This window comes from Dickeya sp. MK7, assembly GCF_000406305.1.
GTDB classification, from domain to species: domain Bacteria; phylum Pseudomonadota; class Gammaproteobacteria; order Enterobacterales; family Enterobacteriaceae; genus Dickeya; species Dickeya fangzhongdai.
The window spans coordinates 191,873-205,965 of record NZ_CM001984.1 but is presented as its reverse complement, the minus strand read 5'-3'; the positions used below and the strand labels follow the sequence as shown (position 1 = coordinate 205,965).

At 54.4% G+C, this 14,093-nt stretch carries 13 protein-coding genes and 1 pseudogene; 5 read left to right on the top strand and 9 right to left on the bottom strand.

What is annotated here, in order from left to right; all coding sequences use genetic code 11:
- Positions 1-77: 77 nt before the first annotated feature.
- Positions 78-548, bottom strand: coding sequence for a 2TM domain-containing protein (locus DXXMK7_RS01000; protein WP_038917475.1), 471 nt, complete (start codon positions 546-548; stop codon positions 78-80).
- A 202-nt stretch (positions 549-750) separates the two neighbouring features.
- On the opposite strand from DXXMK7_RS01000, the gene DXXMK7_RS00995 reads away from it, so the two are divergent.
- Entirely contained in the window at positions 751-1,215 is a 465-nt protein-coding gene (locus DXXMK7_RS00995) for an NUDIX hydrolase (RefSeq protein WP_038917473.1), read from the top strand.
- Here DXXMK7_RS00995 and DXXMK7_RS00990 read toward each other — a convergent pair.
- From DXXMK7_RS00990 to cpxP, 8 genes and pseudogenes are all read right to left on the bottom strand, one after another.
- Positions 1,212-1,832 (bottom strand): tail fiber assembly protein, encoded by a 621-nt coding sequence (locus DXXMK7_RS00990; RefSeq protein WP_038917471.1) that lies wholly within the window; start codon positions 1,830-1,832, stop codon positions 1,212-1,214. The genes DXXMK7_RS00995 and DXXMK7_RS00990 overlap by 4 nt on opposite strands.
- Entirely contained in the window at positions 1,832-2,968 is a 1,137-nt protein-coding gene (locus DXXMK7_RS00985; protein WP_038917470.1) for a phage tail protein, read from the bottom strand. Before DXXMK7_RS00985 ends, DXXMK7_RS00990 begins: the two co-directional genes overlap by 1 nt.
- Before the next feature lie 357 nt (positions 2,969-3,325).
- Positions 3,326-4,444 carry a phage tail protein gene (locus DXXMK7_RS00980; RefSeq protein ID WP_038917469.1) on the bottom strand — a complete coding sequence of 373 codons (1,119 nt, stop codon included), beginning with the start codon at positions 4,442-4,444 and terminating at the stop codon, positions 3,326-3,328.
- Positions 4,445-4,676: 232 nt separating this feature from the next.
- A complete protein-coding gene (locus DXXMK7_RS21490; RefSeq protein ID WP_038917468.1) occupies positions 4,677-5,054 on the bottom strand; it encodes a tail fiber assembly protein in 378 nt (125 codons plus the stop codon).
- A gap of 8 nt (positions 5,055-5,062) precedes the next feature.
- Positions 5,063-5,314: a hypothetical protein gene (locus DXXMK7_RS22950; RefSeq protein WP_231348822.1), complete on the bottom strand. Its 252-nt coding sequence runs from the start codon at positions 5,312-5,314 to the stop codon at positions 5,063-5,065.
- Between the two features lie 359 nt (positions 5,315-5,673).
- Positions 5,674-6,288, bottom strand: a pseudogene (locus DXXMK7_RS22945) (phage tail protein); the annotation flags it as partial.
- A 213-nt stretch (positions 6,289-6,501) separates the two neighbouring features.
- A complete protein-coding gene (locus tag DXXMK7_RS22940; RefSeq protein ID WP_231348823.1) occupies positions 6,502-7,779 on the bottom strand; it encodes a phage tail protein in 1,278 nt (425 codons plus the stop codon).
- A gap of 331 nt (positions 7,780-8,110) precedes the next feature.
- Complete coding sequence (cpxP, locus tag DXXMK7_RS00960; RefSeq protein WP_038664476.1) at positions 8,111-8,635, bottom strand: cell-envelope stress modulator CpxP; 525 nt, start codon at positions 8,633-8,635, stop codon at positions 8,111-8,113.
- Between the two features lie 185 nt (positions 8,636-8,820).
- On the opposite strand from cpxP, the gene cpxR reads away from it, so the two are divergent.
- The 4 genes from cpxR to DXXMK7_RS00940 all read left to right on the top strand — a co-directional run bounded on the left by cpxR (position 8,821) and on the right by DXXMK7_RS00940 (position 14,080).
- Positions 8,821-9,519, top strand: a complete 699-nt coding sequence (cpxR, locus tag DXXMK7_RS00955) for an envelope stress response regulator transcription factor CpxR (protein WP_038664473.1) — start codon at positions 8,821-8,823, stop codon at positions 9,517-9,519.
- 16 nt (positions 9,520-9,535) lie between these two features.
- Complete coding sequence (gene cpxA / locus DXXMK7_RS00950; RefSeq protein WP_038917467.1) at positions 9,536-10,906, top strand: envelope stress sensor histidine kinase CpxA; 1,371 nt, start codon at positions 9,536-9,538, stop codon at positions 10,904-10,906.
- Between the two features lie 241 nt (positions 10,907-11,147).
- Positions 11,148-13,337, top strand: coding sequence for a hypothetical protein (locus DXXMK7_RS00945; protein ID WP_038917466.1), 2,190 nt, complete (start codon positions 11,148-11,150; stop codon positions 13,335-13,337).
- Positions 13,307-14,080 (top strand): DUF3142 domain-containing protein, encoded by a 774-nt coding sequence (locus DXXMK7_RS00940; RefSeq protein ID WP_038917465.1) that lies wholly within the window; start codon positions 13,307-13,309, stop codon positions 14,078-14,080. The genes DXXMK7_RS00945 and DXXMK7_RS00940 overlap by 31 nt, the downstream gene beginning before the upstream one ends.
- Positions 14,081-14,093 lie beyond the last annotated feature (13 nt).

The window sequence follows — 14,093 nt, the reverse complement described above, 5'->3', positions numbered from 1 at the left end:
AACCGTGACACTTTATTTCCGGTTTCCCGATAAGCTCCGGTTTTCCGGCATAGGCACTGCGTTCAATAATGACAGGCTTATGGCTTGCGCAGAATTTTCTGCAACCGTTCCTGTTCCCAGCGCGACCAGCGATCGCGCAGCCAGAAAACCCGCGCCGCCCGCATCGCCAGCACCCCGCCCCAAATCAGCAACGGCCATAAGAACCAGTGCGTTTGCGGGTTGACCAACAGATTGATGGCAAACAGCAACGCATTCACCGGCACAAACAGCAGCAGGCTGCGCCAGAAACGGCTCTCCTGCCCGACCTGCGTTCTGGCCTGCTCAATACGCTGCGCCAGCGATTCACCGCTCACCGCCTGCTCGCTGTCTTCCTCCATCAACACCGTCACGTTAATGCCAAACGCGGCGGCAATGGCGCTGAGCGTTTCCAGGCTGGCGCGCTCCCCATTTTCGATCCGCTGGATGGTTCTGACGCTCAATGCAGACAGTTCAGCCAGTTGTTCCTGAGACCAAGCGCGGGCGAGGCGCTGTGATTTGATCGTATTCATGATGTACTCCTGTTGAATTAAACCTCGCTAACAGCCTGGGCCAGCCCCCTTCAATACACCACGACAGCAACCTGACAGCAACCCGACAGTTACCCGACATCCCCCGGCAACCGCGCCATCATGCGGATTTTGCCTGCCGACATGGACATCATTTCAGATGACGAGGAAAATACTGACAACCAGATATACGCCAGGAAAACTTATGAAACGCCGACCTGCCTCACGCCTGCTGATCCTCAATCCTGAACAACGGGTGTTGTTATTCCTGTTTCACCATACTCGTGATGCCCTTGCCGGGAAACGTTATTGGGCCACGCCGGGCGGCGCAGTGGAAAGCGGAGAAACCTTTGAGCAAGCGGCGCTGCGGGAACTGTGGGAAGAAACCGGCATCCGCCGTCAGGACCCCGGCCCCTGCGTCGCCGCCCAAAGTTTTAGCATGGCGATGCCCAACGGGGACACCGTGATAGCCGATGAGCGTTTTTTTGTTATTCGCGTCACAGACAGCGCCATCCACACTGACGCATGGACAGCGCACGAACGGGAAATGATGCGGGACCACCACTGGTGGAGCCGCGATGAACTGCTCGCCACGCCGGACACCTTCTACCCGGAACAGCTGGTTGAGATGTTGTGGCCCCAAACGGACGCGCCAACCGCACCCCGTTAGCAGGTGGGGGAAACAGGCCAGTTGATGCTTGGGGCGTGAGTCAGGTTGATACGGCTTAATTGCACCAGATAGGTTTTCCAATCTTTGAGTGCCTGCGTTTCCTGACTGGTAGCGATCGCCAGTTCCTGTGCGTAAGTCAGTTCCTGGATGCGATCATGCGCCATCTGGCGCCGGGCATCGCGCTCCAGCCGTGCTGCCTGTAACAGGCTCGCCTGATACACAATCGCATCCGTTGCCCACTTTTCCCCATCCCAGCGGTCACACTCGCTGGTGGGCGGCAACAGAGTCAGACCGGCGGACAGCTCGCCCAACACCTTGATGGTCTGTGGCTGACGCGTCTGCGTATGGTAAGCGGTATGTCCGCGAAAATCCGACACCGACTCCCAACACTGGCCATCAGCCGAGCGGCACAGCGCCTGCCCTTGCGTCACGGATTGCAGCGGTTCATCCGCATAACTGTGTGCCGGAATCCCGGTTCCCGGCATCAGATATTCATCGCTGTAACCATAGTATTCACGGGTTAGCGTATCTGCGTGATACACCCGCAGCCAGCCGGCATGGGATGCCAGTCCATCGGCCGCCAGCACGGCACGAGCTTCCTGTGTCGATATCGTCATTACGCGGCCCTCACGATGTAGTTAAAGGCGATGTTGCGGGGGCGATTATCCGGCGCAGTGGGAACGACTCTCGACACGTCAAGCATGATCAGTTGCCCCTCCCCACCAACGGAAGCGCCGACATGTGACGAATGAGTATTCTCGGCGAAAGTAAAAGCTCCCGTGGGAACTGGCTGATTTGATGCCCCTCCGGCGAACAGCGCCTCCGATCCGAACGATCCCAAAATATTACGTATGCCATCTTTCTGAGCAGACAAAAGCGCCCGCTCTACATCCACCCCACGCCCATCATCCCAGCCACGAATAAATTCGCCGCGCAAATCCGGCAATACGCCCGACGGATAGACCTGTGCCAGCCGTGGATAGCGACTTTTATCAAACGCCTGGCCATTACATTTGAGCCATCCATCAGGGGCTGTAGCTTGTGGCCAGGGCTGTGGGATACCAACGATGTCATTAATATCCAGTTTGAGTTTGGTGTTGGCCTCGGTTTTACCAGACAGCAAGCCAATAGCGTAAGCAACTGCATCAGCAACAAAAGCGGTAGTCGCCAGTTGTGTCGTACTTGTTCCTGCGGCGGCGGTCGGTGCCGCAGGACTGCCGGTAAACGCCGGGCTGGCAATCGGCGCATATTGCTTATGCGGATTAACAGCAGCGACATGATCGGCTAGTAACGTGTCGGCATAGCGTCGCGTCGCCAGCGCCACCGTCGGGTCAAATTTCAGCGTTATTGCATCGGTACGGCTGACAATCAGCACCATGCGTACCGTCTGTATCCGACCGGAGCCTTCTTTTAATTCCGGTTTATAGGTTTCCGGGCAGTTACCGACCGCAATCAAATCGCCATCCACGTCGTACAAACCGATCTCACGCAGCCAGAACCCACCTTCATTTTCCGGAATCACCTGCTCAGCAATCATTTGGTTGGTATTGTCCGGATCCACACTCAACGAATTGATCACCGCCCGGCGTTTTTCATTCACCAGTTTGGTCTGCATCGGATCCGGCGTCGGCAATACACCGCCACCATCCCCCACCCCCATCTGGGCGATTTCCAATGGTTTTCCGGTTGAAATGGCCTCTGCCAATTTTGCCTCACCGATACGGGTGAGCAACGTAAAGTATTTAGTCCCCATCGTTCTCTCGTCTGCATCTATTAAATAGTCAGTCAGCAGCAGAAGATATTGTGGTAATGCAAATACCCAATGTTCGTTCTGCTTTCTGACAACCATTATGTAGACGCACCAATAATATTACCCGCTTATGGCGTTGTGACGGTGATGGCACAACAGCACCGATTAATAATCGGTGCTGTTGATGAATCTATAGCAACCGGGTGGATATATTGACTAGCGAAAAAACCACTATTAATGAATAAAACAATCCACCTGGAATAACAAGGAAGCGTTATTCCAGGTGGACTCAATATACTTTTATTTTTACCGATATGATGACCGGTAAGTGTCAATGGTCGCGCACCGTATTTACAGATCTCACGCTGCTCTAACGATGTAGTTAAAGGCGATGTTGCGGGGGCGTGCAACACCGCAATATGGATAGGGATCAGTCGCAGTTTGACCGGACACAATGTTAACCCGGATGGACGGATACTTGGCTGAGGTCAATTCAGCGGTATCCCAACCTACATTGGCTTTTGTCGCTGCTTCGCCAACATTATTCAACGTCGCCATGTTGATATTGTTGGCAATATCTCCAACGATGAGCGATCCCGTCTGTGCTGACAAAATAGCGCGTCCCGCATCCACCCCACGCCCATCATCCCAGCCACGAATAAACTCGCCGCGCAAATCCGGCAGCACTCCAGATGGATAGACCTGCGCCAATCGCGGGTACAACGTTTTATCAAACGCCTGGCCGTTACATTTGAGCCAGCCCACTGGCGCTGCGCTCTGAGGCCACGGCAACGGAATACCGACGATATCGTTAATATCCAGTTTTAGTTTGATGCTGCTGTCCGTTTTATTCGACTGCAAATCAATAGCGCCCGCAACAAACGCGGTGGTGGCGAGTTGCGTCGTATTGGTTCCCGCCGCCGCTGTCGGTGCGGTAGGGTTGCCGGTAAACGCTGGGCTGACAATCAGTGCATACTGTTTGTGTGGATTCGCATCACCAATATGGCTGGTTATCAGCGCATCGGCGTAACGCCGGGTTGCCAGAGCTACCGTCGGATCAAACTTCAGCGCCACCGCGTCAGTGTGGCTGACAATCAGGATCATACGCACCGTCTGTATCCGGCCTGAGCCTTCTTTTAATTCCGGTTTATAGGTTTCCGGGCAGTTAGCTACGGCAATTAAATTACCATCCGCATCGTACAAACCGATTTCACGCAGCCAAAACCCGCCTTCATTCTCCGGAATAACCTGTTCGGCAATAATCTGATTGGGGTTAACCGGATCCACACTCAGGGAATTCAGCGGTGCTCGGCGTTTTTCATTAATCAACGCAGTCTGAGCCGGGTCTGGCGTTGTCGGATTTCCGCCTCCATCACCTACCGCCATATGGGTAATATCCAGTACTTTTCCCAACGCAGTGGCATTCGCCAGCTTCGTCGCGCCTACTTGCGTGAGTAATGTCATGTATTTCAAGGCCATACTATTTTCCCTCTGAGTCATCTTAAACAGTCTCGTGACATCGCAACCACCACAGCGAAAACGCTGCCTATTTTTGCAAACCGTTTTATTTCGTTGTTACTTCTGACAACATTATGCTGAGGGGGAAGTATTAAATCGCTGAACTGATGTTGTGTCAGCCATGGCACAACACATCAGTAAAAATAAACCCGCCATAAAGGCGGGAAAAAATAGAATAAAGAGTGTGAACTATTTATTTTCCAGGCGATACCGGCCACGCTATATTGTGAGGAAAACCGCCTTGCTCTGGAACCTGGCGCAATACTTCACGATAAGAACGCCAGGCTTGCTGATCAACCGGCGCATCCGGTACCTGGGTCCAATCGCTGGCAAGCAATAAATTGTCTCGCTGCCGCCGCACTGCCTCAGCCAACTGCGTTTCTGATACAGGTGCTGGGGTAACAGCAATAGGTTTTTTCGTCAATTCATCAAAAATAATTGTGTTACCAATCGCCTGCTCACTCAATAAGCGTTGATAATAGTCATCACCTATTTCAACCGCATCATCGGGGATGTTATCACCATTAACTTCTTTACTATAAAAACCATTACTTGATTTGGAATAAAACATATTACACCTCAGTCCCCTATCGCAATAAACTGATAAGAAATATCAGAAGAAAATTCCACAGAACCACCATTACGGACAAACGCACCGTACCCTTTCAACATTTCTCTGGTGCTGTTGCTTTGTCCATAAACGGTTACACCAGTATAATTCCATCCAACAGAGTTGTTTTCTGTAATGACTACTGAGAAAAAATTATTGGGATATACAATAGGGAATGACTGGTTAATAACACCTGCCGCTAACGTTCTTCCAATACCCATTGAATAATAATACCAGACGGCAATACCTGATAACCGTTCAACCCTGCACCGGCAACCCCTGCACCACCAATAGCTCGCCATTGCGGGCCAGTGGAAAGAAATTTTACATTTGCGCCACTTTGAATTTTCAACGTCTTCGAACCAGATGGATTATTCGGCCCGAGAATATCTAAACCTGCGCCAGAAATAATAACTGCACCATTGGAAATATTATTAAACTCAATAACTCCACCAGGACAAAGCCGTGCATCAGGCAATGTAATCGTAATATCTGCTACTTGCGATTCGATGAAACAACCAAAGGCATCACTGGTAAGTACCTTATTTTCTCTGACACCAAACGCTGATTTCATATTTCCCAACGCCCGCTGTACAAACGCGGTGGTGGCAATACTGGTATCGGCATCAAACAGTGGCGGGGTAGGTGCTACGGGATTACCGGTAAAAGTCGGGCTTTCAATGGGTGCATATTGCTTATGCGGGTTAGTCGCTAAAGCATGGTTCGCCAGCAGCATATCGGCATAACGCCGCGTCGCCAGTGCCACCGTCGGATCAAACGTCAGCGTCACTGCATCGGTGCTGTTGACAATCAAAATCATACGCACCGTCTGTACCCGGCCTGAACCTTCTTTCAACTCCGGTTTATAGGTTTCCGGACAATTGCTGACCGCGATAAGATCGCCATCTATATCGTATAAACCAATTTCACGTAACCAAAACCCACCTTCATTCTCAGGAATCACCTGCTCGGCAATCATTTGGTTAAGATTGTCCGGATCAATCGTGAGCGAATTGATTACCCCACGCCGCTTTTCATTAATCAGCCTGGTTTGTGACGGATCCGGTGCCGGCAATGAACCACCTCCATCACCTACCCCCATAAGGGCAATTTGCAGTGGTTTTCCAGCCGAGATCGACGCGGCCAATTTGACCTCACCGACCTGGGTAAGTAATGTAAAGTATTTAGTACCCATAGTTTCTCTCATCAGAAGTACTTACAGGGGAAAAGTCACACGACATCAAGGATGTGGTACTCATGAAAGAAAATGGAATACCATACATCTCAAGTGATTCACGCCCACTGTCGCTACTTAAAAAGTTATTTTCGTGCTTAAATATAAATAACAATAAAATTTCAAATAAAAAACGGAGTCGTGAATAAAACAAGAAATTTATTTAACAATACTCTATATGGAGTATTTAGATGCAAAGACGGAAAAAGTTGCATTTCCGGATGTTGCATTACTTGTCGCAACGATAATATATCCTTCATTAATAATAAAAATATCAGAATAATCATTTGATATATCGACCCCAGCAGATACATAAGTTGTTACCTGCTGACTAGATACATTACTTTTACTGCTAGCGATTGTCATGGATAAAAAACCGTCTACTGTACTACCTTGTCGGACTACACCACCAACAGACTTGACATTTAATGGAATTAAACTACTAATAGGGACATCAATGCCTGATGAATTTTTCGAGCCAGAATAGAGCTGTATTGCAGGGGTATACACCTTCCTTCCAAAGACAGATAATACGGTAAACTTACCCGCCTTAACCGGCACAACCGTCAATAATGCCGATGCTGTGTATCCATTCGGCTTATTAGTTCCGCTATAGATCTCCGGTAATTTGACGGCGGTGGCGTTAACCGCGAGCAAGCCAGACGCCATCGTCACCGGATTATAAATAGCGTAAATCCCGACAAACCCTTCATCAGGAACCGTCCCGGTATCCATCCCCCCAATGCCATTTTTTGTCAGATCGATCGTTTTTTCGAATAAACCAATACGATATTGGCTTCCTCCCAAAGACGTTCCAACAATGATTTCATCGGCAACAAACCTGGCATTAGAAGAAGCGGAGGGAATATTCATCATGGCATTTCGTGTCATACCAATGACACCGGAGAATGAACTCCTCACGCCCAAATTCTCTATAAACTGAGCTTTATCCGCAATATCCGCGCCATTTTGAGCTTTAGCCAGAGCCATGTTGTCCACATACTGCCGGCTTGCCAGCACCACCGCCGGGTCGATTTTCAACGATACGGCATCAGCTTGGCCGACCGCCAGAATCATGCGTACCGTCTGCACGCGACCGGAGCCTTCCTGCATCTGCGGTTTATAGGTTTCGGGACAGTTTGCCACCGCCACCAGATTGTCATCGGCGTCATACAAACCGATTTCACGCAGCCAGAATCCGCCTTCGTCCTCAGGAATCACCTGCTCGGCAATAACCTGATTGGGATTGGCCGGGTCGATGTTCAGTGCATTGAGCGGCGCCCGCCGTTTTTCATTAATCAGTTTGGTTTGCGTCGTATCCGGCGTCGGCAACGTACCACTACCGTCTCCCACCCCCATCTGGGTAATTTCCAGCTGTTTTCCCAGCGAAATCGCATTCGCCAGCCTGGCTGCACCAACCTCGGTAAGCAGAGCGGTATATTTTGTGCTCATAACGTGTCTCATCAGAATTAGCGATAAAAGGGACCCATGCAGGGTATGGAACCAATACCGCCACGCCCGTCGATACACGCTTTTTCAAGCGATTTCAGCCCGTTGTGGCAGTGGAGGACATTATGCTGACGGGCCAGCAAAAACGCGCGTCATGAGGGTTGGTACAGCAATGGCACAACAGCGCCGGGAAAAGGCGGTACAGAATACAGGCAAAAAAAACCCCGCCATCAAGGCGGGGAAAAAGACAGGGATGGTGTCTATGGCAAGGAAAACAGGTTACTTCTCTACACACTACTCTCAGCACTACTCTCACTACTCGGAAAAACACGCATTACTCGGTACTCTCATCCTGCCCCTGACGGGACAGTTCCAAATTCTGGCTACTCGATCCGGATGCCGACATCTGCTGCCGCACGCTTTGCATCGCCTGTTCATGCTTCTGATTCAGAATCGATTTCTGCTCCGGCGTCAGCATGTTGTACATCTGGTTGCTCACCCGGGCTATCTCCACCTGGCGCGCAATCTGCTCCTGAACCATTCTGGCGACCTGCGCCTGCACCGCCGGAGCGTCGAATTTTTCCGCCGTCACCAGTCGATGCATAATTTCCACATCGTTCGCGTCATAGGCTGGCTGTTCATGGCGGACTTGCCGCATCAGATCACGCATTTGCTGGCGCTGATGTTCCGTCAACTTCACACCGTCAAACATGCCCTGCTGACTCTCTTCGCGTTTCATGGCAGAGTCATCGCGATAACAGTTCCCCAACTCGGGGGCGTCGTTTTCAGTCGCCATTACGGTGCCGGTTACCAACATTAGCAGTGAAGCAAAAGATAACGTGATGATGGTGCCCCGCATCAATGACTCCTCTGTAATTCACGTACGGCTTGTGTTTGCGTACGGTGTGACGTGTACTGTTTGGCGAATCGATGGAGTTAGTCTAATTGCCTTGCTGCAAACATGCGTCAGACGATGTAAAACTACGTAAAGTCATGGAATAGCGGCGATCTATGACGTATTTTGCCCGTGGAGGTAGGTAAATCATGAATAAAATCCTGTTGGTTGATGACGATCGCGAGCTGACATCCCTGTTGCGGGAATTGCTCGAAATGGAAGGCTTTAACGTCGTTGTCGCCCATGACGGCGAACAGGCGTTAAGCGTGCTGGATGACTCGATTGACCTGTTATTGCTGGATATCATGATGCCGAAGAAAAACGGCATCGATACACTCAAGGAAGTGCGTCAGCGCTACCAGACGCCGGTGATCATGCTTACCGCCCGCGGCAGCGAGCTGGACCGCGTGCTCGGCCTGGAGTTGGGCGCGGACGACTATCTGCCTAAACCCTTCAACGATCGCGAGCTGGTTGCCCGCATCCGCGCCATTCTGCGCCGCTCCAGTTGGACCGACCAACAACAGGCGGGCGAAGCCAGCGCGCCGACCATCGAGGTGGATGCGCTGCGACTTAATCCGGGCCGTCAGGAAGCCAGCTTCGACGACGAAGTGCTGGATCTGACCGGCACCGAATTCACGCTGCTCTACCTGCTGGCGCAGCGCCTGGGTCAGGTGGTGTCGCGCGAACATCTCAGTCAGGAAGTACTGGGCAAGCGCCTCACGCCGTTCGATCGCGCCATCGACATGCATATCTCCAACCTGCGGCGCAAATTACCTGAGCGCAAGGATGGGCTGCCCTGGTTTAAAACCCTGCGCGGCAGAGGCTATCTGATGGTTTCCACCGCATGATTCGGGCTGCCGCTGTATGATCAACAGTCTTACCGCCCGAATCTTCGCCATTTTCTGGCTGACGCTGGCTCTGGTGCTGATGCTGGTGCTGATGCTGCCCAAGCTGGATTCCCGGCAACTCACTCCCCTGCTGGAAAACGAGCAACGGCAGGGGCTGATGCTGGAGCAGCACATTGAGGCCGAACTGGCGAGCGATCCGGCTAACGATTTGTTATGGTGGCGACGTCTGTTTCGCGTGATCGAAAAATGGGCGCCGCCCGGCCAGCGCCTGCTGCTGGTCACCAGCGAAGGGCGCGTGATTGGCGCCCAGCGTAATGAAATGCAGATGGTGCGCAACTTCATCGGTCAGTCCGACAGCGCCGATTTCCCGCAGAAGAAAAAATACGGTCGGCTGGAATTGCTGGGGCCGTTTTCCGTGCGCGACGGCGAGGACAGCTACCTGATGTACATGCTGCGCCCCGCCAGCAGCCCGCAGTCCGATTTTATCAACCTGCTGTTCGACCGCCCGCTGTTGCTGCTGATCGTCACCATGCTTACCAGCTCGCCGCTGTTGCTGTGGCTGGCCTGGAGCCTGGCGAAACCGGCGCGTAAGCTGAAAAACGCCGCCGACGAAGTGGCGCGCGGCAATCTGAAACAGCATCCGGAACTGGAATCCGGCCCGCAGGAATTCCGGGCGACCGGCGCCAGCTTCAACCAGATGGTAAGCGCGCTGGAGCGGATGGTGACGGCGCAGCAACGCCTGTTGTCCGACATTTCCCATGAGCTGCGCACCCCACTGACCCGTCTGCAACTGGCGACCGCGCTATTACGCCGCCGTCAGGGCGAAGGCAACGAACTGAACCGCATCGAAACCGAAACCCAGCGGCTCGACGGCATGATCAACGACCTGCTGGTGCTGTCGCGCAACCAGCACAAGCATGAACTGTCGCGGGAAGAGCTACAGGCGGATGAGCTGTGGAACGATGTGCTGGACGACGCCCGCTTTGAAGCCGAGCAAATGGGTAAAACGCTGGAGGTATTATCGCCGCCTGGTCCCTGGCCGCTGTTCGGCAACCCGACCGCGCTCGATAGCGCGCTGGAAAACGTGGTGCGCAACGCGCTTCGTTATTCGCACAGCCGTATCGCCGTGTCGTTCTCGGCCGATGCACAGGGCGTCACCATTGTCGTCGGCGACGATGGTCCCGGCGTTAGCCCGGAGGATCGGGAACAGATTTTCCGGCCGTTCTACCGCACGGATGAAGCCCGCGATCGCGAGTCCGGCGGCACCGGTCTGGGACTGGCGATCGTCGAAACCGCCATTTCCCAGCATCGCGGTTGGGCCAAAGCCGATGAAAGCCCGCTGGGCGGTTTGCAGCTCACGCTCTGGCTGCCGCTCTACCAACGTTGATAACCTGCCTTTTCGGGCGCGGACACCCGCGCCCGACGTCACATCCATGCCGTCAACCGATTGAGTTTTTTCCCTGCTCGGGTAGAGTGTGAACCTGTGCCGCCGGGCGAATGGCCGCGAGAAATCGCGCGCACCACACCCCGCTGGCAAAAGAAATTATCCCCTCAGTCATGCATGAAGCTGCACATGCCTGATGGAATAAGTTCTTGATGTTGCCTGACACCCTGCACAGGAAAAGGACATGAAAGGATTAGCCTTACTGGCTGGATTCATCGCCACGCTGGTACAGATGCCGACATATGCTTCCGGCGATGGCGTATGCGGTTTTTCCGATGCCGATTGCGGTATGCCCGCGCTTCCCTACCTTCTGCCGGATAACGACACCCGCACCAATCTGGTGTTGCTGCAGAGCAGCCGTAATCATATTCCGCTGCCGATACCTCAGCCGGAGCCGGATCAAACTCGTTCCCGTGTCGACCCGTTCACCGCTTACCGCGTGATGGGGCTGGCCGCTACCGAAGACAACAGCGCCGGCGCGCCGGCCGACCCCAACGCCCCCTCGGACGACAAAGCCGACGAAGAGAACGCCTCGTTGCTGCAAAAAGCCGCCCTGCTGCATTTTCCGGATACCGAACTGAATAAGCTGCGCGACCTGACGCCGGTTGACCTGGATGGGCGTTGGGTTTCCAACGACGCCACCACGCTGGAGAGCTTTTTCGATCTGCTGCTGGCGGACAAGGAACTGAACGACGCCCAGCGCACCCAGTTGGCGCTGGTGCGCATGAAAATGCTGTCCAGCGATTACGGCGTCGGCGACGCCAATACCGATCTGGCCAGCGTACCGGACGCCGGCCACGCCGGCGAACTGCGCCGCTACCTCGCCAACGCGGTGGCATTTTATGAAGGGCAGTTGGATCAGGCGGATAAAGGCTTCCAGCAATTGTTGCCGGCCAGCCAGCCGTGGGTGGCGGAAACGGCCCGTTATATGCTGATTCGGGTATCGATTAATCAGGCGATGAAAGACGCGCAGGACGAATACAACATGTTCGATCCCCGCAAGATGGACAAGGCCGCCGGGAAACAGGCGGTTCAGCGTATTGATGAGTACCTGAAACAGTATCCGCGGGGAAAATACGCCGACTCGGCCAAAGGTCTGTACCGCCGGGCCGAGTGGATCAGCGGCGACACCGTCGCGCTGGCCGGTCGTTTCAGCCAGGTGCTGGCGTCCGCCAAAAGCGTGGATCAGTTGCAGGCCATCGGCAACGAAATTGACAACAAGTTGCTGGAAGACAACCAGTTTGTGAGCTCGGCCGATACGCCGGTCCTGATGCTGGTGCAGGACATCAAACGCCTGCGCAGCCCTGACGGCTGGATGACGCTGCCCGCGCTGACGCAGGAAGAAATCACCCGCCAGCAGCCGCTGTTTGAAAAAGCGGGTATGCAGGAAGAATTCCGCTATCTGCAGGCGGCGTTTCATTACTACCTGCAACGGGACTACGCCGCGGTGTTGAAGACCTTGCCGATGACCACCGCGGACGATATCACCAACGTCACCGCCTTCAGTAGCCAGGTGCTGCGCGGGCTGGCGATGCAACAGCAAAAACAGTGGGACGAGGCGGAAGCGCACTGGCGCCATCTGCTGATGCTGAAAACCACCTACACCCAGCAACAATTCCTGCAACTGACGCTGGCGCAAACGCTGGTGGACAGCGGCCAGCCGGAACGGGTATTCACGCCGGAAAGCCCGGTCAAAAACCTGCGTTTTCGCTCCGCCATCCTGAAAGTCAGCGCCGATGCCGAGCTGTTGCACCGCCAGACCGGCCCTCAGCAGACGCATGAAGAACGCGCCATCGCCCTGCATACGCTGTTGACCAAGCAGCTGACACACCGCGATTACGCCGGTTTTCTGAAAGACAGCGCGCTGCTGAAAACCATCGCACCGCTGAAAAGCACCGAAAACATGAGCTGGAACGAGGAAGACCTGACGGTATTCGGCTGGGACGGCAGCGACACCGAGGAAGGATACGAATGCCCGACGCTACAGGAAACGGTCACAACCCTGAGCCAGAACGCCAGTGACGCCCATGCCCTCAACTGTCTGGGCGAGTTCGTCCTGCGCACCGGCAACGGCGTCGGATTCGACTGGGGCGAAAGCAACATGCTCAACGGCCTGACGGATGCCGCCGCCCAGTATCCAGGCAAGGAATTCAATCGTCTGGACAACTACATGCAGGTGATCGCCGACGCGAAAGCCGCGCCGGAAGACAAGAGTTACGCGCTCTACCGCGCCATCTACTGCTATGCGCCAAGCGGTTACAACGACTGCGGTTCGCAGGATATCAGCAAGGAAACGCGCAAGGCGTGGTTCCGGCAGCTCAAAGCGGACTTTAAAGGCAGCCAATGGGCGCGACAGCTCAAATACTACTGGTAGTCCGTTGTACCGTTGTGCTGGCGAGCCTGCTGTGCCTGAGTTCCACAGCGTACAGCGCCACCGTTAACGCCGCCCGCTATCACGCCTTCTGGCTGTGGGCGGCGGTGCAGCCGCAACCGGTGTTGTCTCAGGCGGACACGCTCTATCTGCATCAGGGGGAAATCGCCCGCCGGAACGGCAAAACCGTATTCCTGCGTCAGGGGATTCCGGTCAGCGCCCTGCCGGTCAGGCATCTCTGGCTGTCGTTTCGGGTTTCCGAGCTGCGCCTTGGCGCACCGGAACTGCGGCGTCTGCTGCAACTGCGGCAGCGTTGGGCCGCCGCCGGCAACCGGGTCGACGGCATCCAGATCGATTTCGACGCCCAAAGCTACCACCTGTCGCACTACGTCGCTTTTCTGCAAACGCTCCGCCAGCAGTTGCCGCCCGACTGTCGCCTGAGCGTCACCGGGCTGCTGGACTGGGCCAAAACCGGCGATGTCCGGCAACTCAATCGTCTGAACGGCGTGGTGGATGAACTGGTGGTGCAGACCTATCAGGGACGGCGCACGGTGGAGAATTACGCCGCCTATCTGCCAACGCTGATGAACCTGAAACTGCCGTTCCGCCTCGGGCTGGTGCAACACGGCAAATGGGATGAACAGTGGCAGCGCCGGCTGTTGGCATCGCCGTTTTACCGCGGAGAAGTGGTGTTCCTGCTCAATCCGATACCGGCGCGCCGTTCTCCCATCCTGCAGCAGCGTTGATTCCACGCGCCGG